Source organism: Burkholderia sp. MSh2, from assembly GCF_000731655.1.
GTDB classification, from domain to species: Bacteria; Pseudomonadota; Gammaproteobacteria; order Burkholderiales; family Burkholderiaceae; genus Burkholderia; species Burkholderia paludis.
Map to the genome: position 1 here is coordinate 1 of NZ_JPGM01000045.1, position 24,700 is coordinate 24,700.

A 24,700-nucleotide genomic window follows, 5' to 3' on the forward strand; every position below is an offset into this window, starting at 1 on the left:
CCAGTTCCCGGCACAGGTCCGGCACCGACAGCCCCGATTCCACGCGCTTGAGCGCGTCCATGATCTGGCTGTCCGTGAATCTCGATTTCTTCATGCTGTAGAACTCCCTCAACGAGAAAACTCTACTTCTGATCACACCGGTCTTTTGGGGGGATTACCCATCCATCGGCCACGCCCGCCGCGCCCACGCAAGTCCCCGCGGCCGCCCCGGTAACAGGCGCGGAAAATTCGCCCCCGACTAACGCAACGACGAGCGTCGCGGCGCCATCCGATCCGGGTTCCAACGATCCCTCGGGAGAGCATTTCCTCGCCTGGCTTCGCCAAGGCATCGCGAGCCGCAAGATCATCATCAACGATGCGAAGGCCCTGGTGCATACCGTGGCGAACACGGCGTATCTCGTCAGCCCCGGCGTCTTTCAACGCTACGCCCAGGAATATCCCCAGGTCGCGCGGCTCGCCAAGGACGCGCAACTCGACGGCTGGCAATGGGTGCAGAAACGCTTCGAGCAACTGCGCCTGCACCGCAAACAGGCCAATGGGTTGAACATCTGGACGTGTGAGATCGCGGGTCCGTGCAAGACACGACGCGTGCATGGCTATTTGCTATCGACACCAGCGAGCTTGTTCTCCGAGGCCGATGTCCCGATCAACAATCCGTATTTGAAGCTCGCGGAGTAAATAGCCCGCTGGTCAACCCGACGAAAAAGCATGCGAATATGCTGAAGTAAATCGGGAGACTACAGATGAATACGCAGGGAAGGCAGTTACCGCTGGAAACGCTGCGGAATGCAATCGCTGATGGCCTGTGGACGTTGAGTGCGAACGATGTGCCCAGCACCTGTACGCGCCTTGGGCTCGCCGAAGGGACCATCGAAGAAGCATTTCGCAGCAAGCGACAGTACGTGCGCAGCCGAATTGTCTCTATGTCCGAATCTGAACTGCTTGCCCTTGCTCGGGCCATTATCAGGGAATATGACATCCCCGCATTGAGCGACTTTGTCAGTGAATTGACTACACACGCCGAATTTCGCATCACTGACCTCACGCGACGGACCATTCTGGAAGCGCTTGATTCAGTCGACGAGTTGTTCGGGAATTCCGCCGTCATGGATGGCTTGGGAACGTTGGCCCCGAACTGGCAAAAAGCCAGCACCTATTCCTTGAGCTTCGAAGCGACGTTGGCGAGTGATGTCGAGCAACATTACTTACGAAATCGAGATCTTTCCAACAGCCAACTTCTCGAACTTTGCGGCGCGCTAACCTGTTCTCAAGCGAGATTCTTTTCTTTACTTGAACTGGTCACCAGCCCGCTATCCAGGAAGGGAATCGAGCAGGAAAAGCTAGCGCAGGCCTTGAACGAACCACTCGCCGCAGACGGTTTCGAGTTGAAAGTAACAGGGCAGATGTCTCGCCACCCGATCTATTCCGTCAGGAGGTTGCTAGGCGGCGTGAAAGGCGCGGCCAAGAATCTCATCTTCGCATCTGTCAACGTCAAGCCGGACCTCGTTTTCGTCGATGCCATTAACAACGACGTCGCTATCGTCAACGATTCGGATGCCCTCATTTATGATCGCTTTTTGCAAGAGACTGGCCTCACCTGGGTAGAACTCAACGCCTGGTGGGCTGATCTACAAGGCTTGGAAAATAACGAGTCTTCGCGTCGCACACTGTACCTGCATTTGCGCGACGCGGTTCTATCCGCGAACTCTCCAGGGGAATACGCCCTCTTCCAAACCTACTACAAACACTTCGTGCCCCTGCTTGCACAGGATCTTCCCGCACTGATTCCGCAAGTCTATTTGCACTTCGACCCGAGGACGGCAATTCAACGCGACTCCAATCCCGTGCTAGCTCGTCAACGCATGGACCTGTTGCTCCTACTCGATCACGGCACGCGAATCGTCATCGAAGTCGACGGCAAGCATCATTATGCGGAAGGTGCCCATGCATCGCCATCTCGCTACGGAGCCATGGCAGCAGAAGACCGGAAACTTCGCCTTCAGGGATACGAGGTGTACCGGTTTGGAGCGGCCGAGTTTTCGGACACGGCTCGAAGCGAGCGTGGATGGACAGTAGGGCCGATTTCCGAGGGACTTGTCGTTGACTTCCTTGAACGACTCTTCCAAAAGCATCCTCTCCGACGAACGCATACGCCCAATAGTTGAGCCCGAACCGGTATGGGCAATTCGATAGCCATCAAGAAGCAACCAAAGGCAGTGTTCAATCCGCTGATCGGGGGCGCAGCACGTCGCACCGGTTGCTGCCGCACGCAGGTATATTCTCTGGAAAACCGCGTCGAACAGCCATTATCTGGCACACGATAACGACAATAGGATGTCCGAGGGTATTCTCACGATGAGTCAGGAAAATATCATCCGCTACTGGCATGCTGTCGAGCTGTTGCAGCCGCAAGAAGCCCCGAAGCCACGAAAACGCGACACGCTTTACGCCTCGTATTTCCACGACACGACGATCCGTCGACTCACGCCTCCGTGGGCTGCCGGGAGCCCTGTCGTGAAACAAGCGCTGCCGAAAAAGCGCATATGGAGTCACACGCTTTATGCCCACCTCTACGACAGCCAGTTAGTCGCCAAGGAACTCGAAAAGCTGTACGGCGCCGACGATGGCTATCGGGAACCGCAATCCCGGGAATCCGCGCTTTTCGCGATGAAATTCACGTCCGAGGGCTTGATGGTTCCGGACAGCCTGGTGATCTCCAGTGAGGCATGGTTCCTCGGACGCGCCCTCAAGGGGAAAGATTGGACTCACGGCTTCGATGACGATCAAAACGCCATCCGCAAGCAGACCCTCTCGCTGACGGGCGGCCAGGTCAGCGAGGAGGCCTTGCGAAAGCTGGTGCAAGTGATCTTGGACTTCCTCGAAGTCGACGACTTTTTCGGGAATCCCGTCGAACGCCGAGTGCGCTGGCGCTCGACGCCGATCAATCCCAAAAAGCCGATGCAGGAGGACGATCCCCTCAACAGCTTCCTGCTTTCTGACCTGAGCATGGTCGCGCAACGAGCACGTCAAGGGATCACCAGCGCCCCGCTGGATCGGTATCTGCAGATCCACGATGATCGCCGACGCCTACATCTCGATAGCAACGAAGCCTCCGAACCGCTGATCGAACGCTTGCTGCCCCAACGCTATAGCCCCGGATGCTGGCCCTCGGAGCGGCATCTCGGCCTGGTCCATTCGCAGCAACTAGCGGTCAACACGATTCTCGACACCCTGGCCGACGGCGAAGGCCTGTTAGGTATCAATGGGCCGCCCGGAACGGGCAAAACGACCCTGCTCCGGGATCTGATCGCCGCCATCGTGACGCGCCGCGCTGACGTTCTCGCCAGTTTTCCGCGCGCCTCGTCCGCCTTCGTCTCAAAAGGTATGGAAAACGCGAATGACGGCGGCCGGGCCCAACACTGCCACTTGCTCAAATCGGAGTTGTTCGGTTTCGAAATCGTGATCGCCTCGTCCAACAACGGCGCAGTCGAAAACGTGACGCTGGAATTGCCCCAGCGGGACAAGATCGACGAGAGCTGGTGGCCCGAGGCGGACTACTTCAGCGACCTGGGGGAGCTAGTGAGCGGCAAGCCGTCCTGGGGATTGATCTCGGGCGCCTTGGGGAGCAAGACCCGCCGCAATGCTTTCGTGAATCGCTACTTCTATGGCGAGCGTCCCGCTCGGCCCTCATCAGCGCCCGATCCATCCGACGTCGCCGATCCATCGAATCCCGACACCGCCGAGCTGCTGGACGACGACGAGGCGGCCCTTGAGGATGGCGTCGACCATGAAGTCGTTGCCGCCAGTGCGGTCGATGCAATGCCCGCGGACAAACCGCAAGGTCTATTGGGATGGCTCGATGCCCAGGCCGATATCGAGCGTACGACCGAAGAGCGCCTGCAGATCTGGCAGCAAGCCGTCGCCGACTACCAGAAAGCGCGCGCTGACGTCGAACAGATTGCCAGCCATCTCGACGGGCTCCGCACACTCTTCCCGACGTTGCATCACATCCGGCAGGAGACATCGCGCCACGCGACCGACCTTGAAGCTTTGACGGCGAATGAGTTGAAGGCCATCGAGCAGGCCGCCCGTTTTGACCAAGAGGAGTGGAAGCCGGCGCACACCGCGCTGGCCAACTGCCTTGAGGCACTGGAACGCCAGCAGCAGACCAAGCCCGGCTTCTGGCAACAGCTCCGGACCCTTGGCCGCGCCGGGCGCGTCTGGCGCACGGAGCTCCAGTCGCTTACACGTCGCCATTCGCTGGCCGAAGCCGGGTTCCAGCGGGTCGATCGAGTAGCGCATCAGCAGGAAACCGAGCGGAAAAAGCTCGCCCGGGCAATCGCAGACACGAAGGGAGCGCTGGCACGTCTTGAAACCCGCGCCCTCGCAGTGGCCGACCAGATCGCGGTCATCGCGAGAGACGCCAAGGCCATCCATCTGCTGACCTGGTTAAGCAGCGGCATCGTTGGCCGCAGCGACACCGTCGAACTCGCCGAACCCTGGATCATCGAGGGTTGGCGGCAAGCGCGAGCGAATCTCTTCATCCAGGCGCTCAAACTGCACCGCACCTTCCTCGCGCTGGAAGCCAAGCGCCTGCGGACCAACCTGAAATTCATCAACAGCGTGTTGACCGGCGGCCGCTACCTCGGCATGTCGCGCGCGGCAATACGCTCGACCTGGGCCTCCCTGTTCCTGGTCGTCCCGGTCCTCAGCAGCACCTTCGCCTCGTTCGCACGGTCGTTCGGTTCACTGGACACCGGCGAGATCGGTTGGTTGCTGGTTGACGAAGCTGGCCAGGCCACTCCCCAGGCGGCCGTCGGCGCCCTCTGGCGGGCTCGACGCGCGGTGCTCGTGGGCGATCCGCTTCAACTCAAGCCCATCGTCAAGGTGCTCGATGCGGTCCTCGAACACATGCGGACGCGCTATCGCGTTGACGCGCACTGGCTTCCCAACCGCCAGTCCGCACAGACGCTGGCCGATCAGGCGACGCGGTGGGGTCGCATGATGGGACCGCCCGATGCAAAGACCTGGGTCGGGCTCCCCCTTGTCGTACACCGCCGCTGCGACCGACCCATGTACACCCTCGCCAACCGCATCGCGTACGACGGTGCGATGGTCTACGGCACGCTGGCCCCGTCGCCGGCCAAAGAAACCCGTGCGAGCTTGCCGACTGGCTGGATTCACGTCCGGGGCCCGGCTTCCGGTAATTGGGTGCCGGCCGAGGGTAAGATGCTTCGGCAACTGATCGCGCGACTGAAAGCCGACACGGTCGATCTCGCCGATATTTCGGTCATCACGCCATTCAAGGATGTCAAACAGGGGCTTAGCGCGATGCTGCCGTCGCACATGGTCTACGGGACTATTCACACCATGCAGGGCAAAGAATCGCCGGTGGTGATCGTAGTCCTCGGCGGCAACACGACGAGCCCTTTCGCACGGGAATGGGCGATCTCAGAGCCGAATCTGCTCAACGTCGCCGCTACACGGGCAAAGCGCCGGCTCTACGTGATTGGAGATCACGATGACTGGAAGTCCCGCCGGCTGTTCTGCGATTGCCTGGATCTACTTCCCCCCGTGTCGCTTGACCCTGCCGCCGTGCCTGCCTGAACGCAGCGAGCCTGAATGAGGGCAATCCGAGCGGTTACTTGTTGGACCACCCGGAGACCCACGCCACCGATCCGTGTCGGCGCTGAAGGGTACGAATCACCGAGGAGCAACAACCAAGCCCTCGCACCATTCTGCTGAGTCGGCCAGGCACTCACCACGCCGTGATTAGAGGTATGCTTTCCACTGGAACCTATGGAGGTCCAAGGACGTTTGCGATATCGGGCGCTTCGGAAGCGAAATTGTTTTTGCTGGTCAGTTTGCCAGTCACCGACTAAGCGCCCCAAAGAAAAAACCCCGCAGAGCCTAGACTCTACAGGGTTTTAGCCACTTCTTCTGGCGGAGCGGACGGGACTCGAACCCGCGACCCCCGGCGTGACAGGCCGGTATTCTAACCGACTGAACTACCGCTCCTTGGTCTGGCTGAATCTGGAAACTGGTGGGTGCTGAGGGGTTCGAACCCCCGACCTACGCCTTGTAAGGGCGCCGCTCTACCAGCTGAGCTAAGCACCCGTTTCCGATTCGTTCTGGCTGCGATCTGCGTTTCGGCATCAACAACCAGCGAGCCCGCAAGTTTAATTCATACCCGATCATTTTGCCAAGCCCGGATGTGAATTATTTTTCATACTCGCACACACGGTGGTGTCGATACGCATAAAAAAACCCGCGGACGCGCCGCGGGTTTCGTGAACACCTTCTGGAAGTACGGCGTTCGGTGCGTCAGTGCTTGACGAATTCCGTCGAGCCGGCATCCTTCGCCGCATCGGCGACCGGTGCCGCCGCCTTCGCCTCTTCTTCCGGCGGCAGCGGCGTCGGCGAACGCTCGAGCGCGAGTTCGAGCACCTTGTCGATCCAGCGGACCGGCACGATCTCGATCGCGTTCTTCACGTTGTCCGGAATCTCGGCGAGATCCTTCACGTTCTCTTCCGGGATCAGCACGAGCTTGATGCCGCCGCGATGCGCGGCCAGCAGCTTTTCCTTCAGCCCGCCGATCGGCAGCACTTCGCCACGCAACGTGATTTCGCCCGTCATCGCGACATCGGCACGCACGGGGATACCCGTCAGCACCGACACCAGCGCGGTCGTCATCGCACCGCCGGCGGACGGACCGTCCTTCGGCGTCGCGCCTTCCGGCACGTGAATGTGGATGTCCTGCTTCTCGAACGCCTCGTCCTTGATGCCCAGACGGCGCGAACGCGAGCGCACGACCGACCGAGCCGCCTCGACCGATTCCTTCATCACGTCGCCGAGCGAACCCGTGCGAATCACGTTGCCCTTGCCCGGCATCACCGCGGCTTCGATCGTCAGCAGATCGCCGCCGACTTCCGTCCACGCGAGGCCCGTCACCTGACCGACCTGGTTTTCCTTCGCCGCCAGGCCGAAGTCGTACTTGCGCACGCCGAGGAACGTGTCGAGGTTGTCGCCGTCGACCTTGATCGCGCCCGATGCCTTCTTCAGCAGCAGCATCTTCACGACCTTGCGGCAGATCTTCGACACTTCCCGCTCGAGCGAACGCACACCGGCTTCACGCGTGTAGTAGCGGATGATGTCGCGGATCGCCTGCTCGGTCACCTCGATCTCGCCTTCCTTCAGCCCGTTGTTCTTCTTCTGCTTCGGCAGCAGGTAACGCTGGGCAATGCTGACCTTCTCGTCTTCCGTGTAGCCCGACAGACGGATCACTTCCATCCGGTCGAGCAGCGGCGGCGGGATGTTCAGCGAGTTCGACGTCGCGACGAACATCACGTCCGACAGGTCGAAGTCGACCTCGATGTAGTGGTCGGCGAACGTGTGATTCTGTTCCGGATCGAGCACTTCGAGCAGCGCCGACGACGGATCGCCGCGGAAATCCATGCCCATCTTGTCGACTTCGTCGAGCAGGAAGAGCGGATTGCGCACGCCGACCTTCGTGAGGCTTTGCAGGATCTTGCCCGGCATCGAGCCGATATACGTACGGCGGTGGCCGCGGATCTCGGCTTCGTCACGCACGCCGCCGAGCGCCATCCGGACGAACTTGCGGTTCGTCGCACGGGCGATCGACTGGCCGAGCGAGGTCTTGCCGACGCCCGGAGGCCCGACGAGGCACAGGATCGGCGCCTTGACCTTGTCGACGCGCTGTTGCACCGCGAGATACTCGAGGATCCGTTCCTTGACCTTCTCGAGGCCGAAGTGATCCTCGTCGAGCACCTGCTCGGCGTTCGACAGGTCGTTGTTGACCTTGCTCTTCTTGCGCCACGGCAGGCCGATCAGCGTGTCGATGTAGTTGCGCACGACGGTGGCTTCCGCCGACATCGGCGACATCAGCTTCAGCTTCTTCAGCTCGGCGTCGGCCTTCTTCTTCGCTTCCTTCGGCATGCGCGCGGCGTTGATGCGCTTCTCGAGTTCCTCGAGATCGGCGCCTTCCTCGCCCTCGCCCAGTTCCTTCTGGATCGCCTTGACCTGTTCGTTCAGGTAGTACTCGCGCTGGCTCTTTTCCATCTGGCGCTTCACGCGCCCGCGGATGCGCTTTTCGACCTGCAGGATGTCGATCTCGGCTTCGAGCTGTGCGAGCAGGTGCTCGAGCCGCTCGATGACCGGGAACATCTCCAGGATGTGCTGCTTCTGGTCGAGCTTCAGCGGCAGGCGCTCGGCGATCATGTCGGCGAGGCGGCCTGCTTCATCGATGCCCGACAGCGACGTGAGGATCTCCGGCGGGATCTTCTTGTTCAGCTTCACGTACTGGTCGAACTGCGACACGATCGCACGGCGCAGCGCTTCAGTTTCGGCGCTGTCGGCATGATCGGGTTCGAGCGGCATTACGTCGCAGGAGAATTGCGTCTCCTGTTCCTCGATCGACAACGCCTTCGCGCGCTGCAGGCCCTCGACGAGCACCTTGACGGTGCCGTCCGGCAGCTTCAGCATCTGCAGGATGTTGGCGATACAGCCGACCTCGTACATGTCCTTTTCGGTCGGTTCGTCCTTGGCCGCGGTTTTCTGGGCGACGAGCATGATGTGCTTGCCGCCTTCCATCGCTGCTTCGAGGGCCTTGATCGACTTCGGCCGGCCCACGAAGAGCGGAATCACCATGTGCGGGAAAACGACGACATCCCGCAGCGGCAGCAGCGGGAGCGTGATGCGTTCCGGCGGGAGAAGTTGGGTGCCTGACATTTCATTTCCCCATGAGTGGAATCAATTGTTCGGTAATTGAGGCCGCCACAACGAATTGCAAGCCTTCAAGTGCGGGAAATATTCGGTAAGAAAGTAACCACCGCGTGTCGAGTCAGAGTTACCCACAAGATAAACGAAAAAAAGCCGCCCACGGTCTCATGAACGGCCTTTTTCGCAGTACATCGTCGGCAAGCCGGTCAGTTCGAACCCGCCACCTTCGGCGTGTCCTCGTAGATCAGCAAGGGCTTGCCGTCGCCATCGATGACGTTTTCATCGATGATGACCTTGCTGACCCCCTTCATCGTCGGCAGCTCGTACATCACGTCGAGCAGCGCCTGTTCGATGATCGAACGCAGACCGCGCGCACCGGTCTTGCGGCGAATCGCCTTGCGGGCGACCGCCTGCAGGGCGCCCGGACGGATCTCCAGCTCGACGCGCTCCATCGCGAACAGCTTGTGATACTGCTTGACGAGCGCGTTCTTCGGCTCGACGAGGATCTTCATCAGCGCGGCTTCATCGAGCTTGCCGAGCGTCGCGACCACCGGCAGACGGCCGATCAATTCGGGGATCAGACCGAATTTGATCAGGTCTTCCGGCTCCGTTTCGCGCAGCACTTCGCCCGCGTCGCGTTCCTGCTTGCTCTTGACCGTCGCGCCGAAGCCGATGCCGGTTTTCTCGGTGCGGTCGGTAATCACCTTCTCGAGGCCGTCGAACGCGCCGCCGCAGATGAACAGGATGTTGGTCGTGTCGACCTGGATGAAATCCTGGTTCGGGTGCTTGCGGCCGCCCTGCGGCGGCACCGACGCCATCGTGCCCTCGACGAGCTTCAGCAGCGCCTGCTGGACGCCCTCGCCCGACACGTCGCGCGTGATCGACGGGTTGTCCGACTTGCGGCTGATCTTGTCGATTTCGTCGATGTAGACAATCCCGCGCTGGGCCTTGTCGACCTCGTAGTTGCAGTTCTGCAACAGCTTCTGGATGATGTTCTCGACGTCCTCGCCGACGTAGCCGGCTTCGGTCAGCGTCGTCGCATCGGCGATCACGAACGGCACGTTCAGCAAGCGCGCGAGCGTTTGCGCGAGCAGCGTCTTGCCGGAGCCCGTCGGGCCGATCAGCAGGATGTTGCTCTTCGACAGCTCGACGTCGTCCTTCTTGTCGAGATGCTTCAGGCGCTTGTAGTGGTTGTACACGGCCACCGCGAGGATCTTCTTCGCGCGCTCCTGGCCGATCACGTACTGATCGAGGATGTCGCGAATTTCCTGCGGGCTCGGCAAATCCGACCGCGACAGCGTGGCCTCGACGCCGGCGGCGGCCGCCTCGTCGCGAATGATCTCGTTGCAGAGGTCGATACATTCATCACAGATGAACACCGACGGGCCCGCAATGAGTTTTTTCACCTCATGCTGGCTCTTCCCGCAAAACGAGCAATACAACAGCTTCTCGCTGTTCGAACCTTTTTTGTCCGCCATGAATGTAGCGCCTCCGGACAGGTAAATGACATGATACGCCGAATGCTCCGAACGCCGCGCCTAGGGCGCGACCGGAGTCGGCTGGATGCGCTTGCCACGGATGCTCGGGGCGTTCGGAACGCCTCAGGGGGCGCCGCGCGAATCGGGGCGGCACCCCACTTAAGCTCACGGGCGCTTCAGCAGCACCTGATCGATCAGCCCGTACGCCTTCGCATCCTCGCTCGACATGAAGTTATCACGGTCGGTGTCGCGCGCGATGCGCTCGACGTCCTGGCCCGTGTGCTGGGCGAGCAACTGGTTCAGTCGCTCCTTCAGGTAGAGGATCTCGCGCGCCTGGATCTCGATGTCGGACGCCTGGCCGCGTGCGCCGCCGAGCGGCTGGTGAATCATCACGCGCGAGTTCGGCAGCGCGAAGCGCTTGCCCTTCGCACCCGACGCGAGCAGGAACGCACCCATGCTGGCCGCAAGGCCCATGCACAGCGTCGACACGTCCGGCTTGATGAACTGCATCGTGTCGTAGATTGCCATGCCGGCCGACACCGACCCGCCCGGGCTGTTGATGTAGAGGCTGATGTCCTTGTCGGGATTCTCGCTCTCGAGGAACAGCAGCTGCGCAACCACGAGGTTGGCGGTCTGGTCGTTCACTTCGCCGACCATGAACACCAGGCGCTCCTTCAGGAGACGCGAGTAGATATCGTACGAACGCTCGCCGCGGCCGCTCGTTTCGACGACGATCGGCACCAGCCCCAGCGCTTGCGCCTCGAAACCCTGCGGCGCGTTCGAAGCAAGCATGTCCAGCAATTCAGCGCGAGTGATCATTCAATGAACCTTGTTCGAATGGAAAATTGAACGGAAGGAAGCCGCCCGCCCAATTGCCATATTAATGGCAACCGTGCGCTTGACGTAAAAACGGCGTGCAGGCCGTCGCTCCGACAGCCGGCACGCCGCTAGAGCAACACTTACGCTTGCGCCGATGCGCTTGCGAGTGCCTCGAAGCTCACTTCCTTGTCCGTCACCTTCGCCTTGCCCAGCACGAAATCGACGACGTTGCTTTCAACGACGAACGCTTCCATCTCGGCGAGGCGTTGCTGGTTCGAATAATACCAGCGGACCACTTCCTTCGGGTCTTCGTAGCTCTTCGCGAACTCGTCGACTTCCGCGCGGATCTGTTCCGGCTTCGCTTCGAGACCGTTCGCCTTCACGAGTTCGGCCAGCACGAGGCCCAGCTTCACGCGGCGCTCTGCCTGCTCGGCGAACATCTCGGCCGGGATCGGTGCGTCCTTCGCGTTCGGCACGCCGCGCTGCGCCAGATCCTGGCGAGCCATTTCGACGAGGCGTTGCTGGTCCTGCTCGATCAGCGCCTTCGGCACGTCGAGTTCGGAAATCTTCAGCAGCGCGTCCATCACCTGGTTCTTGACGATCGACTGCGTGCGGCGCTTCGCTTCACGCTCGAGGTTTTCCTTGATCTCGCCGCGCATCTTCGCGAGATCGCCGTCTTCGATGCCGAGCGACTTCGCGAAGTCCGCGTCGATTTCCGGCAGGTGCGGCCACTCGATCTTCTTCATCGTGACCGTGAATTGCGCCGTCTTGCCGGCGACGTCCTTGCCGTGGTAATCGTCCGGGAACTTCAGGTCGAACGTACGCTGTTCGCCGTCCTTCAGGCCCAGCGCCGCCGTTTCGAACTCCGGCAGCATGCGGCCTTCGCCGAGCACGAACGGGAAGTCTTCCGCGGTGCCGCCCTGGAACGCGACGTCGTCGATCTTGCCGACGAAGTCGACCGTCACGCGGTCGCCGTTCTTCGCTGCGGTATCCGCGCCGCCGTCGCCGTGCTCGCCGGCTTCGCCGCGTGCGTGGTAGTGCACGCGCTGCTTGCGCAGGATGTCCAGCGTACGGTCGATTTCGGCGTCGCCGATCGACGTCGTCGAGCGCTCGACTTCAGCCGTCGCCAGATCGCCGATCTTCACTTCCGGGTAGACCTCGAACGTCGCGTCGAACGCGTACGCATCGTCAGCCTGTTCCTGTTTCGGCTCGAAGCTCGGCTGGCCGGCGACGCGCAGGTTTTCCGCGCGGCTGATCGTGAAGAATTCCTGGCCGATCTTGTCGCTCAGCACTTCCGCCTCGACCTGACCCGCGTATTGTTGCGCGACCATCTTCAGCGGCACCTTGCCCGGGCGGAAACCCGGCATGCGCACGTTCTTCGCGAGTTTCTGGATACGGGCGTCGATTTCCTTCTGCACGGTGTCTTTCGGCAGGGAAATCGTCACACGGCGTTCAAGCTTGCCGAGGTTCTCAACAACGTTAGCCATGGCTTCAATCGTCCTAAAATTATTCGAGCGAATCGGGTTTTCCTTGCCGTGCCTGCCTGCGGCGTCGCATACGCCGCGCCGGAGCGCCACGCCATCCCTGCACGCGCCGGATGGCTAGCGCAAGCGGCTCGGAGCACGGCTTTGGCCGGAAGAATCGACTATTCTAGCAAACAATTTTCATCACACCGCCAGATCGCCGCGACGCGCATGCGTCCGCGCCGCGTCGGCGGCCCCGCGCACGGCGACCCGTGCGGATTGCCGCTATGCCGGGCGCCGTATCCACCGCGGCCCCGCCATCCTGTAAGCTCCGACTGACGGTACGCCGCCGTCGTCGCGGCCCCGCGATTCCTCATATCAATCACGCCTTCCGGAGACACCATGCCGCAACACCCGTCCGCGCCTGTCGTCGTCATCGCGCCCGATTCGTTCAAAGGCTCGCTTTCCGCCGAGCAGGTCGCGGACGCGATCGCCGCCGGCATCCGCCGCGCGCGGCCCGACGCGATCGTGCGCTGCTGTCCGATGGCCGACGGCGGCGAAGGCACGCTCGACGCAATGCTGGCGGGCGGCGGCACGCGGCGCACGCTGCGGGTGGCCGGCGCGTCGCTCGCGGCGCGCGACGCGGCGGTCGGCGTGATCGATGCCCGCACCGCGATTGTCGAGACGGCCGAGATCGTCGGCATTACCGACCCGGTCGGCATGAGCGTGCCGGTCGACGCGCGCAGCACGCGCGGCATGGGCGAAGCCATCCGCGTGCTGCTCGACGACGGCGTGCGCCGCTTCTTCGTCGCGCTCGGCGGCAGCAGCACCAACGATGCGGGCGCCGGCCTGCTCGCGGGCCTCGGCCTGCAATGCTTCGACGCGAGCGGCGAGCCGGTCGAGCCCGTGCCGTCGCGGCTCGCCGAGATCGCGCGCATCGACGCATCGGGGCTCGATCCGCGCCTGCAGGAGACGGAATTCATCGGCATGTCCGACGTCGACAATCCGCTGACGGGCGCGCACGGCGCGACCGCCGTGTTCGGCCCGCAAAAGGGCGTGACGCCCGGGCAGGTTGCGACCCTCGATGCCGCCCTCGCCCGCTTCGCCGACCTGCTCGAAGCCGCGCTCGACCGGCGTCCGGCGGGCGCGTCCGGCGACCGCAGCCGCGACCTGCCGGGCGCCGGCGCGGCGGGCGGCCTCGGTTTCGCGCTGCACGTGCTCGGCGCGCGGTTCGAAGCCGGCGCCGAGGTGGTCGCGCGACAGGTCGGGCTCGACGCGGCGCTCGCCGGCGCCGACTGGCTGATCACCGGCGAAGGCCGCTCCGACGTGCAGACGCTGCACGGCAAGGCTCCGTTCATCGCCTGCCGGCACGCACAGGCCGCCGGCGTGCCCGCGTCGCTGCTGTCGGGCGCGGTCGACCCGGCTGCGCTGCCGCGCCTGTCCGAACATTTTTCGGGCTGCTTTTCGCCGGCGCCCGGGCCGATCACGCTCGACGTCGCGATCCGCGACGCGGCGAATCTGCTCGCGAACGAAGCGGAGCAATTGACGCGCCTGAAATACGGTGCACACTGAGCGTTGACCCGAGCGCGCGATACAGGAACAATCGGGCCCGCCCTTTTTCTTCAGGATTCGACATGAAAGGCCGTCAAGCCGGGCTCGATCAGTTTCTGACCTATCGCCTCCACGCGCTCACGAAGCGATCCGACCGCGGGATCGGCGAGGTGTACCGGCACAAGCTCGACATCTCGCTGCCCGAGGCGCGCGTGATCGCCGCCGTCGGCGCCTTCGGCCCGTTCTCGATCATGGATCTGGCGCGCCACACCAACCTCGACAAGAGCCAGGCGAGCCGCGCGGCCGAGGCGCTGCTGCGCCAGGGGCTGCTCGAGCGCGGCGCCAGCGAGGAGGACGGCCGGATCGTGCTGATCGCGCTGACCGCCGACGGCCGCGCGCTGCACCGCAAGATCATGCCGATCGTGCGCAAGTGGAATGAAGGCTTGCTCGCGTGCCTGTCCGACAGCGAACGCCAGACGTTCGAGCGGCTGCTCGACAAGGTCGTCGCGCACGCGGCCGAACGGGACGAGTAAGCCGCACGCCGGGCCCGGGCACGCGGCCCGGCGTCGCGTACCCGCTCGAGCGCTGCCGTCCGCATTGGTCGGACGAATTCGACCGGCTGCCCGGGTCGCTCGATCCGCACCCCGTCTTGCGTCGTGCGGCGGCATCCGGCAAGGATGCCCGCATCGCCGCCGCGCGAGCGCTACAGCCCGCTGTTCGCCGCGCGCTGGCGCAGCAGGCCGAGCACCGCGTCACAGTGCGGGGTCGGCACGCCGAGCTTGCGCCCGAGCTCCGGAAACACGCCAAGGATCGGCCCGATCTCGAGCGGGCGCCCCGCTTCGAAATCCTGCAGCATCGACGTCTTGAACGCACCGAGCTTGCGCGTGACCGCGATCCGCTCGGGCCCGCTCATTCCCGTCGACAGGCCGAGCTTCGCACCGATCGCGGCCGCTTCCTCCATCATCCGCAGCGCGAGATCCTGCGTGAACGGATCGTCGAGCAACTGCTCGGCCGTCGACCCCGTCAGCGCACTCAGCGGATTCATGTTCATGTTGCCCCACAGCTTCGTCCAGATCTCGGTCCGGATCGCAGGCGTCGACTCGACGTCGAAACCGCCCACCGCGAGCGCCGCGGCAAACCGCGCCGTCGCCGCGTCGAGCCGCGGATCGGGCGCGCCGACGATCAGCCGGTTGCCGCGCCCGCGCCGCACGATGCCCGGCCCGTCGGTGCTCGACGACAGGTGCACGACGCAACCGATCGCCTGCGCCGGCGGCAGCGCGGCCGACACCGCGCCGGCCGGATCGACCGCGTCGAGCGGCACGCCGTCGATCGGCCCTTCCAGCCCGTGCGTGAACCACCACGGCAGCCCGTTCATCGCCGCGACGATCACGGTGTCCGGCCCGACCAGCGGCGCAATGCGCGCGGCGAGCGCCGGCAGCGCCTGCGCCTTCAACGCGATCACCACGTAGTCCTGCACGCCGAGTGCGGCCGCATCGTCGCTCGCGCGCACCGGGACCGTCGACGTCGCGCCCGTCTCGTCGATCACGCGCACGCCGTGCGTAGTCAACGCGTCGAGCGTCGCACCGCGCGCATAGGCGCTCACCGTCATGCCGGCCCGCGACAGCGCGGCCGCGAGCAATCCGCCGATCGCGCCGACCCCGACCACCGCCGCGCGCACCGACCCTGAATTCGTGTCGTTCATGATGGAATTCCGTCTCCTGGAAGCTGACGAGCATACCGCCCAATGGTTGCGGGCACAACCATTCGGGAGACGGAGCGCAACGCGCCCGCGTCCGGACGGTTCAACCCGACGCGCCGCCCGCCTCGACCGGTTCGTCGTCGGCCGCGCCGCCGGTCGCACGGAGCACGCCCGCGATCTGGCTCTTGTCGTGCATGCCGAGCTTGCGGTACGCACAGCGCAGGTAGTGACGCACGGTCGTCGGCGAAATCGCCATCTGTTGCGCGACTTCCTTGTGCGAACGGCCGGCGCCGTAATAGCGGATCGCCGCGAGTTCGCGCGGGCTCAGGCGGTCGAGCAGCGAGCGCGGCCGCGCCTCGATCTGGAACAGCCCCGCGACCGGCACGCACTGGATGCGCAACGCGTCGCCGACGAACGGCTGGCCCGACTGGCGCCGCAGGTGCGCGACGAGCGGCTCCGGCACGCGCGCGCCGGCCCAGGCCGGCCATTCGGCGCGCAGGACGTCGTCGAACCCGTGATCGGCGTGATGCAGCACGCCGAAGTTGTCGCACAGCGCGCGCGCGGCCGGCTCGGCCGTATCGCCACGCTCGCGCGTGAGCTGCGCGGCGCGATTGACCGTGAGCGCGGCCGCGAGATGCGGGATCACTTCCTCGAAACGGCGCGCTTCGTCGTCGTCGAACGGGCGATTCAGGCCCTGCCGGTAGATCGACATGAACGTCGTCAGGCCGAAACGGCGATCGAGCGTACACACGCACATCAGTTGCGCGAGCCCGTACTTCACGCACCAGCCGCGAAACCGCGCATCGAGCCCCGGCTCGACGACCGACAGCCGTACGGCGTGCCCGTGCGCGCCGTGCAGCGTGCGGTGCGCGAGCGGGTCGCAGTCGCGCACGCGCTTCCAGTCGGTGAAGAACGCGTGCGGCAGCCGGTACAGGAAGCTGTTGTGCATCACGGGGCCGGTCGGCATGTGCGTCGCGACGCCCGTCCACGCGGCATCGAACGGAATGAGCGCCTGCAGCAGGGAAAAGAACCGGTACTCGAATTCGCCGATGCCAGATTGCGCAGCGACCGCGTACAGATCGAGCAGCATCAGCCCGAGCTCGCGCTGCGCCGCGTCGCCGCGCGCGACGCCGTCGAAATCGGCGCGCCGGGACGCCAGCGGCGGCCACGCGAACTCGTCGAGGACGATCGCGGCCGGCACGTCGCGCAGCGCTTCGAGATCCTGCCCGATATCCGTCGTGATCCTCACCTTCCGCTCCCCCGCCCGATCGGGCTGCTGATGTGCGCAGCGACACCGGCCGATTATAGCGATCGGCTTTTTTGGCGGGTCACGCCGCCGGAACAGGCGCCAGCCCCATCCATTTGAACGGTGCGCGGCACGTTGCTGCTCCGCAGCACGCCGCGCCGCCACCGCGCGCCGCTTGCGTGCCGCGCACCGCGGGTTTTCCACACCGTTCATCTGTACGACTGTTCGACGGGTTTCCCGCTGCGGACACTGCGTCGCGACCCACCCACGACAAACGACAGATGCAGGACGGTATGGAGAACCCCACGTGACGACACCCCGCTTCATCCGCACGGCCGCGGCCGCCGCGACGCTCGCCGCGTGCGGCGCCGCCGCACACGCGCAGTCGACCCTCACGCTGTACGGCGCGCTCGACGCCGGCGTGCAATACCTGACGCACGCCGACGGCCGCCACTCGGCCGTGCAGTTGCAGAACTACGGCATCCTGCCTTCCCAGATCGGGCTGAAGGGCAACGAGGATCTCGGCGGCGGCTGGCGTGCGCTGTTCAAGCTCGAACAGGGCCTCAACGTCAACGACGGCACCGCGACCGCGCCCGGTTACGCGTTCTTTCGCGGCGCGTACGTCGGCATCGCGGGGCCGGTCGGCACCGTCACGCTCGGGCGGCAGTTCAGCGTCCTGTTCGACAAGACGCTGTTCTACGACCCGCTCTGGTACGCGTCGTACAGCGGCCAGGGCGTGCTCGTGCCGATGAACGCGAACTTCATCGATCAATCGGTCAAGTACCAGTCGCCGACGTTCGCGGGCTTCGACGTCGAGGCGCTCGCCGCGACGGCCGGCGTCGCCGGCAATACGCGCGCCGGACGCGTGCTCGAACTCGGCGGCCAGTACGCGAGCAACGGCCTGTCGGTCAGCGCGGTGCTGCATCAGGCGCACGGCGACGTATCGGCGACCGACGACGCATCGGCGCGGCGCCGCGAACTCGGCACGCTCGCCGCGCGCTATGCGTTCGCGACGCTGCCGCTCACCGTCTACGCCGGGGTCGAGCGCCTGACGGGCGACCTCGACGCGGCGCGCACGATCGTCTGGGGCGGCGCGCGCTACCTGAGCGCGAACGGGATCGGCCTGAATGCCGGCGTGTATCACACCGACTCGCGCACGCCGGCGATCGGCCACCCGACGCTGTTCATCGCGAGCACCACCTACGCACTGTCGAAACGCACCGTCGCGTACGTGAACCTCGGATACGCGCGCAACAGCGGCCAGAGTTCGCAGACCGTCTACGAATACGACCCGACGCCGCTTGCCGGCGCGTCGCAGTTCGGCGCGATGGTCGGCATGTACCACCTGTTCTGACTCCCCTGACGAGATCCCGCCATGAAAACCCTGTCCCCGGATGCCGCCCTCTCGCCCGACGGCCGCGCGCCGGCGTTCGCTCGTTCGACGCTCGTCGCGCTCGTCGCGTTCGCGGCCATCACGCCGCTGCTGCTGCTCGTCGCGCCGGCCGTCGCCGCGCAGCTCGCGACCCAACTCGGGCTGTCCGCGTCGCAGATCGGCACCTACTTCTTCGTCGAACTCGGTGCGTTCAGCCTCGCGACCGTGCCGTCGTACCTGTGGCTCGGCCGGATCGACGCGCGCCGCGTCGCGGCCTGGGCGATCGCGCTGTTCGGCGCCGGCAACCTGCTGACCGCGCTGTGGATGCCGGGCTTCCCCCTGCTGCTCGCGCTGCGCGCCGCCACGGCGCTCGGCGGCGGCTCGCTGATGGTGCTCTGCATGACGAGCGCGGCGACGAGCGGCAACAGCGACCGCGTGTACGGCCTGTGGGTCGTCGGGCAACTGGTCGCAGGCGCGATCGGCCTGTTCTTGCTGCCGCATGTGTTCGCCGCGTTCGGGCTGCGCGCGCTGTATGTCGCGCTCGCGGCGCTCGCGCTGCTCGCCGCGCCGCTGTCGCGCGGCTTTCCGTCGTCGCTCGGCACGCGGACGACATCCGCGCACCCCGCTCGCGGCACCCCGACACAGACGCCGCGCCGCTTCGTCGTGCTCGCGATCGGCGCGGTGCTGACGTTCTACCTCGCCATCGGCAGCGTGTGGACGTTCGCGAGCCGCGCCGCGGCCGAGGCCGGCCTCGATCCGCAGTCGACCGGCAACGTGCTCGCCATCGCGAGCGTGATGGGAATCGCCGGCGCGGCGCTTGCCGCCTGCGCGGGCGGCCGGCTCGCGCGGCGCGCGATGCTGGCGGCCGGTTACGCGCTGCTCGCGGCGTCGCTCGTCGCGCTCGCCGCGACGCGGCAGGCCGGCGGCTACAGCGCGGCGATCTTCGCGTTCAAGTTCGCGTGGACGTTCGTGCTGCCGTTCATCCTCGCGACCGTCGCGCAGATCGACACGTCGGGCCGCCTCGTCGCCACGCTCAATTTCGTGATCGGCGCCGGCCTCGCGGCCGGGCCGCTCGGCGCCGGGCTGATGCTCGACGCGGGCGGCTCGATGCACGCGCTGTTCGCGGCCGCCACGGCCGTCGCAATCGTTTCGTTCGCCGCGTTGCGCCATATCGATCGCCGCACGCGCCCCTCCGTTTCCTCCCAACCGTGACAGGTCACGCACATCCATGAATCGCACAGCCTTCTTCACCGACGAACGCACTTTCTGGCACACCGGCGGCACCCATGCGCTGTTCTTCCCGGTCGGCGGCTGGGTCCAGCCGCCGTCGAGCGCGGGCTACGCGGAATCGCCCGATTCGAAGCGCCGCTTCCTGTCCCTCGTGCAGGCGTCGGGCCTTGCCGCGCAACTCGACCTGCGCGGCGCCGAGCCGGCCAGGACCACGGACCTGCTGCGCATCCATCCGGCGCACTATCTCGACGCATTCCGCGCGCTCAGCGACGCGAACGGCGGCGACCTCGGCGATCTCGCGCCGTTCGGCAAGGGCAGCTACGAGATCGCCGCGCTGTCGGCCGGCCTCGCGATCGCGGCGGTCGATACGGTCGTCGGCGAGCGCGCGGCCAATGCGTTCTCGCTGTCACGGCCGCCCGGCCATCATTGCCTGCGCGACCGCCCGATGGGCTTCTGCATGCTGGCGAACATCCCGATCGCGATCGAAGCCGCGCGCGCGAAACACGGCATCGAGCGCGTCGCGGTGATCGACTGGGACGTGCATCACGGCAACGGCACGCAGTCGATCTACTACGACGATCCGGACACGCTGACGATTTCGCTGCATCAGGACCGCTGCTTCCCGCCCGGCTACAGCGGCGCGGACGACCGCGGCGAAGGCGCCGGCGTCGGCGCGAACCTGAACGTGCCGCTGCTCGCGGGAAGCGGCGACGACGCGTATCGCTACGCGTTCGAGCGAATCGTGCTGCCGGCGCTGGAACGGTTCCGGCCGGAGCTGATCGTCGTCGCGAGCGGGCTCGACGCAAGCGCGGTCGATCCGCTCGCACGCATGCAGTTGCATACCGACAGCTACCGGTTCATGACGCGCGCGGTCCAGGAGGCCGCGCAGCGCCATTGCGGCGGGCGGCTCGTGATCGTCCACGAAGGCGGCTATTCGGAGGCCTACGTGCCGTTCTGCGGGCTCGCGATCGTCGAGGAACTGGCCGGCATTCGCACCGAGGTCACCGATCCGATGCTTGATCTCGCGATCGCACAGCAGCCGGGCGAGCGGTTCGTCGCGTTCCAGCGCGGGCTGCTCGACGAGCTGGCCGCAGCGTTCAGGTTGTAACGCGCGGGAACGGCGCCGACGGGGCCGGTTCGCGCCGGCTCTTGCGCGATCGTTGCGAATGGGTTTTGCTGTGGCTTTGCTGCTGTTCGGGCCCGTGTTTCATGGTGAGCCGGGTAGATTCTCCCGGCCTCAAGCGTCTCGAAGAAGCCCCCCCATCGGGGCGTTATCCCCGGCGTTGACATGGCGGATCATTGAAACGTCCGGCTTTAACACGGCATTCCGGCACGCGCGACTGGCGTCGTTGGGCTCCGCGACCGGAGTGCGGCAACAATCCCGGCGACGGGTGCGTTGCCAGCGCGTGCTGCGCAACGCCTGGCAAACCGGATCCGCGTTGCTCCGCCCGGACATCGGCCCGCCGAAGATACGCCGACTCGCCAGATCCGGAATCGCCGTCAGATACGACCCGCCCTCGCCGGTCCCGACGAAAATGATGTCGCTTGTCGTGACGGCCCTCCCCCCTCGCGAAGTACGCCGCCACCTTTCGGATTCAGTCGAAAAATTATCGAACTTGTTGCTGCACATGGAATCGGCACAGGGCCATTTTCCGGCTGTCGCCCTCTCTTTACGCGCCGGTTATCGCGCGTTACTTGTCTGCTAGACTGCGGAACCTTTACGCGCCCCGGTTAAGCGAGATCCTGTATGCACGACACTGCAATGGAAGATCAACACAACGACCTTCCGGCACTTGCCGAAACCTCCCGGACAAGTGAAGCGACCAAAGCGGAAACTGCCCGCGAGCTGACCTGCGGCGTGTGTGGCGGAACGGAGTTCTCGTCAGGCGACTGCCTTTGGCCCTCACTTATAAACGAGTGGCAGCTCTCCCCTGAAGAAGTCGCCTATATCAACCGTCAGCAGGCTGAGCGTTGCACTGCGTGTGGCGCCAATCTGCGATCCATTGCGTTGGCAAATGCCATTCGCTCCAGCTTCGGAATCCCTACCGTTTTGCACAATGCAGTGGAGGACGATGCGTACCGGGATCTCCATGTACTGGAGATCAACGAAGCCGGAACATTGAGTCCTCTTCTTCGGCGTCTGCCGTCATACACCTTCGGCGCGTACCCCGAGGTGGACATGCACGCGCTTCCATACCCGGACCAATCGTTCGATCTCGTCGTCCACTCGGACACGCTTGAACATGTCGCCAACCCTGTCCATGCACTCGCCGAATGCAGGCGGGTCCTGAAGCCGAATGGCTACCTTTGCTTCACGGTACCGGTCGTCGTGGGCCGAATGACACGCAGCCGGAACGGGCTGCCGGGGAGCTTTCATGGCGCGCCCGGCACGAATGCGGACGACCATCTGGTCCACACCGAGTATGGCGCGGACGCGTGGCGGCAAATCATGCAGGCCGGGTTCGACAACGTGACGATCCACACCGTCGAGTATCCGGCCGCGCTGGCCTTCGCCTGCCGCAACGGGACTCGGCCGGACCAGGGCTCCGGCGCGCCACGCCCGCTCTCCGAGGACACGCCAGCCGGGAATGAGGACAAGTCGGAGCATCCGGTCGCATTGCCCCCGGATTTCGATGCCGAGGAGTATCTGGGACTGAACCCCGACGTTCGCGAAGCCGGAATTGACCCGGTGGAGCATTACCTCCGCTTCGGACATAAGGAAAACCGGGCCTATAAAGGGCTGGCACGCGCTTTACGGCCCTCGCTCGACAAGCCCTACGAATTCGACGGGCTTCGCTCCATGCACAACCACGACTTCATGGAGCACCCGGATTTTGTCGAAGCCTATGGCCGGGGGGTTCAGGCGGCGGGAGCGGATTACCAATGGTACTGGCGCGTACACATGGGGCTGTGGGCCGCACGAGCGGCGATACGCGTAGCGGGCGATTTTGTGGAATGCGGCGTCAACCGGGGCTTCCTCAGTTCGGCGATCATGAAACTGCTGAACTGGGACTCGACCGGGCGGACGTTCTACCTCCTGGATACCTTCAAAGGTATCGACGCGCGTTATGTGAGCGGGCTGGAAAAGGATGCAGGAGTTCTCGCACGGAACCAGAGGGACCTCGATAGCGGCTTCTACACGGAAAACATCGAACAGGTCAGGAGCAATTTTTCGGAGTGGCACAACACGAAAATCGTCGTCGGCAGCATTCCGGAAACGCTCTCCGAAATCAAATCGGAGGCTGTCGCCTTCCTGCACATTGATTTGAACTGCAGCCCGCCTGAGGTGGCCGCAATCGAATCATTGTGGAACCGCATTCCGACCGGCGGGATGGTTCTGCTCGACGACTATGCCTACTACGGCTATCAGTCCCAGAAGGATGGCATGGACGCCTGGGCCAGGGCCAACAACGTGCCTATCGCCAGCCTGCCAACCGGGCAGGGGCTGATCGTGAAAGCGTAGGGTTCGTCCTGCTTCATGCGCATGGCGGTTCGGCACGCCGAACGTGCGTAGCCGCCGCACGCCAGACTGGCTGACGCCGATGGACTGGTGTGGAGCCGCTGGATCGTCCAGGTGCCCGACGGCAGCCTGCGGATCAGGCTGCCGTTAAGTACGCCACAAACCAGTTCTACGACAATCAGTTCGCTGCCCGGATCGATCAAGTATCGACGCTCGAAATTGCGCTGGCAGCCCCCGCTCTGGTTGCAGGGATCGAGACAACGAACACCGTTCGCCGCGGCCGAGGACGCCCCGCTCTCGAAGAGCGAAACGAAATCGACCGGAAAGAAGCCGCTTAGGGTGATGTCTAAAGCGGGAACGGATGGCTTCACCCCGCATGTCGTCGCACGTGTGCCTGGGCTGCCGGCACTTGAAGACGACGAACCGTTCGACCGGCGCAACTGGCCAACACGGGAATGACCTTTCGTGCCCTCGAATTTGGGCGCGGAGTCCGGCCCGCTGTCGCTCGCCAGGCCGACAACCGCTTGCACGGCGCACGGAGCGAGCCGCATCAGTTGGTAAAGCGGTCAGCCTTGCCCGCGCCGGACGCTGCCCACGCGACTACCTCGTTCGCGCACCGGAGGCTTTGAGCGCTCTCGCACGAACTGTGGCCCGACCGGATACGCCCGGGAAGCGGGAGGCCTTTCTCCGCAATGATCCGCTGTCGCACGTCGTGCTCGCGGCAGTGCAGATACGCCGTCACCCGGGCGAAATCCCGCAACGCAAACGGTGCGAGACGCGCAGCGATCCGGCAGGTCAGCCCATCAATGGGCATCTACACTGGTGGTGTCTCGAACGGAAAGCGAATGAAGAACGCCCTGCACGCCTCCCTGGAGGCCGTTTTTAGGGGGTTTCCGAAAGCGCGCAATCGTGTCAACCTTATCTGACCAATCTTTCCCGCAGCATTCCGTTCCGGCCCAGCCCCACTCTTCCGATGAAATCGTCCCCGCGCGATAACAACGACAACGTCAAGCCGCGCCGCCAGCCGTCGAAGCTTGTGCTGAACATCGCCGCCGTGACGGTCGGCCTCATCACGTTCGCGCTCGGCGCGGCGTGGGTGATCTATAGCTGGGTCGTCGATCGCGAAGCGCAGTATTTCGCGATCCCGCTGGTGTTCTCGGTCCCGGTGATCGTGGCGGTCGCGATCCGGAGCATCTGGGAATAGGCGCGCCTGAAACGGCGACGCGTGGCGCCGGGTATCGAACCTGTTTCGGATGATGCGTTGAGACGTGCGAACCGGTTACAGACCGGGGGGCGCACACGGGTTGGAAACAGCGCCCTGATATCCGCCTGTCGCTGCGCCCAGCAAAGTGGCGGCCAGCGACGTACCGAGCGCCTTCAGCACGGTTCCCGTCGACAACGGCTCGCCGTTCGATATCACCCGCCCCGAGTAAGCGGAGCACGCGGACGACGTAACCGCCGTCTGCACGGGCCGGACGCTCCATGCGACATTGTCGGCGGGCGTCGCGGCCCACGCCGGCACGGCCAGCAGCAGAGCCGGAACGAAAACTGACGTACGTACGGTGTGAAGCATCTGCGCCCTCGGTGCGGTTGTGTTTCTTTCATGAACAGCGGCCACGTAATGACCGCGACCTGATTTCCGG

General features: G+C 64.6%; 17 protein-coding genes, 2 tRNA genes and 1 pseudogene. 11 read left to right on the plus strand and 9 right to left on the minus strand.

Annotation, left to right across the window (positions count from 1 at the left end; translation table 11 throughout):
- The coding region (locus GQ57_RS43875) for a transposase (protein WP_034199444.1) at positions 1 to 94 on the minus strand (94 nt) is incomplete at its 3' end.
- A 71-nt stretch (positions 95 to 165) separates the two neighbouring features.
- Between GQ57_RS43875 and GQ57_RS40240 the strand changes: the two are divergent.
- The 3 genes and pseudogenes from GQ57_RS40240 to GQ57_RS26330 all read left to right on the plus strand — a co-directional run.
- A pseudogene (locus GQ57_RS40240) lies at positions 166 to 678 on the plus strand (conjugal transfer nickase/helicase domain-containing protein); the annotation flags it as partial.
- 65 nt (positions 679 to 743) lie between these two features.
- A complete protein-coding gene (locus GQ57_RS26325; protein ID WP_034199446.1) occupies positions 744 to 2,165 on the plus strand; it encodes a hypothetical protein in 1,422 nt (473 codons plus the stop codon).
- Positions 2,166 to 2,334: 169 nt separating this feature from the next.
- Entirely contained in the window at positions 2,335 to 5,607 is a 3,273-nt protein-coding gene (locus tag GQ57_RS26330; RefSeq protein WP_235215134.1) for a DEAD/DEAH box helicase, read from the plus strand.
- A gap of 334 nt (positions 5,608 to 5,941) precedes the next feature.
- Here GQ57_RS26330 and GQ57_RS26335 read toward each other — a convergent pair.
- From GQ57_RS26335 to tig, 6 genes are all read right to left on the minus strand, one after another.
- A tRNA-Asp gene (locus tag GQ57_RS26335) sits at positions 5,942 to 6,018 on the minus strand.
- 23 nt (positions 6,019 to 6,041) lie between these two features.
- Positions 6,042 to 6,117 (minus strand) — tRNA-Val (locus GQ57_RS26340).
- 207 nt (positions 6,118 to 6,324) lie between these two features.
- A complete protein-coding gene (gene lon / locus GQ57_RS26345; protein WP_031399286.1) occupies positions 6,325 to 8,748 on the minus strand; it encodes an endopeptidase La in 2,424 nt (807 codons plus the stop codon).
- Between the two features lie 197 nt (positions 8,749 to 8,945).
- Complete coding sequence (clpX, locus tag GQ57_RS26350) at positions 8,946 to 10,217, minus strand: ATP-dependent Clp protease ATP-binding subunit ClpX (protein ID WP_031399287.1); 1,272 nt, start codon at positions 10,215 to 10,217, stop codon at positions 8,946 to 8,948.
- 165 nt (positions 10,218 to 10,382) lie between these two features.
- Positions 10,383 to 11,036: an ATP-dependent Clp endopeptidase proteolytic subunit ClpP gene (gene clpP, locus GQ57_RS26355; RefSeq protein ID WP_010092137.1), complete on the minus strand. Its 654-nt coding sequence runs from the start codon at positions 11,034 to 11,036 to the stop codon at positions 10,383 to 10,385.
- A 140-nt stretch (positions 11,037 to 11,176) separates the two neighbouring features.
- Positions 11,177 to 12,523, minus strand: a complete 1,347-nt coding sequence (gene tig, locus GQ57_RS26360; protein WP_031399288.1) for a trigger factor — start codon at positions 12,521 to 12,523, stop codon at positions 11,177 to 11,179.
- A gap of 378 nt (positions 12,524 to 12,901) precedes the next feature.
- Here tig and GQ57_RS26365 point away from each other — a divergent pair, with 378 nt between their 5' ends.
- Together GQ57_RS26365 and GQ57_RS26370 are read left to right on the plus strand one after the other, a co-directional pair.
- Complete coding sequence (locus GQ57_RS26365; RefSeq protein ID WP_031399289.1) at positions 12,902 to 14,071, plus strand: glycerate kinase; 1,170 nt, start codon at positions 12,902 to 12,904, stop codon at positions 14,069 to 14,071.
- Between the two features lie 62 nt (positions 14,072 to 14,133).
- Positions 14,134 to 14,583, plus strand: a complete 450-nt coding sequence (locus tag GQ57_RS26370; protein ID WP_031399290.1) for a MarR family winged helix-turn-helix transcriptional regulator — start codon at positions 14,134 to 14,136, stop codon at positions 14,581 to 14,583.
- A 170-nt stretch (positions 14,584 to 14,753) separates the two neighbouring features.
- On the opposite strand, the gene GQ57_RS26375 is transcribed toward GQ57_RS26370, so the two are convergent.
- Together GQ57_RS26375 and GQ57_RS26380 are read right to left on the minus strand one after the other, a co-directional pair.
- A complete protein-coding gene (locus tag GQ57_RS26375; protein WP_034199447.1) occupies positions 14,754 to 15,752 on the minus strand; it encodes a 2-dehydropantoate 2-reductase in 999 nt (332 codons plus the stop codon).
- Between the two features lie 100 nt (positions 15,753 to 15,852).
- Positions 15,853 to 16,998, minus strand: a complete 1,146-nt coding sequence (locus GQ57_RS26380) for a helix-turn-helix transcriptional regulator (RefSeq protein ID WP_031399292.1) — start codon at positions 16,996 to 16,998, stop codon at positions 15,853 to 15,855.
- A gap of 304 nt (positions 16,999 to 17,302) precedes the next feature.
- Here GQ57_RS26380 and GQ57_RS26385 point away from each other — a divergent pair, with 304 nt between their 5' ends.
- The 6 genes from GQ57_RS26385 to GQ57_RS26410 all read left to right on the plus strand — a co-directional run bounded on the left by GQ57_RS26385 (position 17,303) and on the right by GQ57_RS26410 (position 24,261).
- A complete protein-coding gene (locus tag GQ57_RS26385) occupies positions 17,303 to 18,349 on the plus strand; it encodes a porin (RefSeq protein ID WP_034199448.1) in 1,047 nt (348 codons plus the stop codon).
- A gap of 21 nt (positions 18,350 to 18,370) precedes the next feature.
- A complete protein-coding gene (locus tag GQ57_RS26390; RefSeq protein ID WP_034199449.1) occupies positions 18,371 to 19,579 on the plus strand; it encodes an MFS transporter in 1,209 nt (402 codons plus the stop codon).
- 16 nt (positions 19,580 to 19,595) lie between these two features.
- A complete protein-coding gene (locus tag GQ57_RS26395; RefSeq protein WP_034199450.1) occupies positions 19,596 to 20,705 on the plus strand; it encodes a class II histone deacetylase in 1,110 nt (369 codons plus the stop codon).
- Positions 20,706 to 21,359: 654 nt separating this feature from the next.
- Entirely contained in the window at positions 21,360 to 23,060 is a 1,701-nt protein-coding gene (locus tag GQ57_RS43885) for a TylF/MycF/NovP-related O-methyltransferase (RefSeq protein ID WP_235212700.1), read from the plus strand.
- A gap of 87 nt (positions 23,061 to 23,147) precedes the next feature.
- Positions 23,148 to 23,516 (plus strand): hypothetical protein, encoded by a 369-nt coding sequence (locus GQ57_RS42100; protein ID WP_152603356.1) that lies wholly within the window; start codon positions 23,148 to 23,150, stop codon positions 23,514 to 23,516.
- 514 nt (positions 23,517 to 24,030) lie between these two features.
- A complete protein-coding gene (locus tag GQ57_RS26410; RefSeq protein ID WP_031399298.1) occupies positions 24,031 to 24,261 on the plus strand; it encodes a hypothetical protein in 231 nt (76 codons plus the stop codon).
- The last annotated feature ends 439 nt before the right edge of the window (positions 24,262 to 24,700 follow it).

Coding starts and splice junctions, on each gene's coding strand:
- GQ57_RS26325 (WP_034199446.1), top strand. CDS start 744: ATGAATACGCAGGGAAGGCAGTTACCGCTGGAAACGCTGCGGAATGCA.
- GQ57_RS26330 (WP_235215134.1), top strand. CDS start 2,335: ATGTCCGAGGGTATTCTCACGATGAGTCAGGAAAATATCATCCGCTAC.
- lon (WP_031399286.1), bottom strand. CDS start 8,748: ATGTCAGGCACCCAACTTCTCCCGCCGGAACGCATCACGCTCCCGCTG.
- clpX (WP_031399287.1), bottom strand. CDS start 10,217: ATGGCGGACAAAAAAGGTTCGAACAGCGAGAAGCTGTTGTATTGCTCG.
- clpP (WP_010092137.1), bottom strand. CDS start 11,036: ATGATCACTCGCGCTGAATTGCTGGACATGCTTGCTTCGAACGCGCCG.
- tig (WP_031399288.1), bottom strand. CDS start 12,523: ATGGCTAACGTTGTTGAGAACCTCGGCAAGCTTGAACGCCGTGTGACG.
- GQ57_RS26365 (WP_031399289.1), top strand. CDS start 12,902: ATGCCGCAACACCCGTCCGCGCCTGTCGTCGTCATCGCGCCCGATTCG.
- GQ57_RS26370 (WP_031399290.1), top strand. CDS start 14,134: ATGAAAGGCCGTCAAGCCGGGCTCGATCAGTTTCTGACCTATCGCCTC.
- GQ57_RS26375 (WP_034199447.1), bottom strand. CDS start 15,752: ATGAACGACACGAATTCAGGGTCGGTGCGCGCGGCGGTGGTCGGGGTC.
- GQ57_RS26390 (WP_034199449.1), top strand. CDS start 18,371: ATGAAAACCCTGTCCCCGGATGCCGCCCTCTCGCCCGACGGCCGCGCG.
- GQ57_RS26395 (WP_034199450.1), top strand. CDS start 19,596: ATGAATCGCACAGCCTTCTTCACCGACGAACGCACTTTCTGGCACACC.
- GQ57_RS43885 (WP_235212700.1), top strand. CDS start 21,360: ATGGAAGATCAACACAACGACCTTCCGGCACTTGCCGAAACCTCCCGG.
- GQ57_RS26410 (WP_031399298.1), top strand. CDS start 24,031: ATGAAATCGTCCCCGCGCGATAACAACGACAACGTCAAGCCGCGCCGC.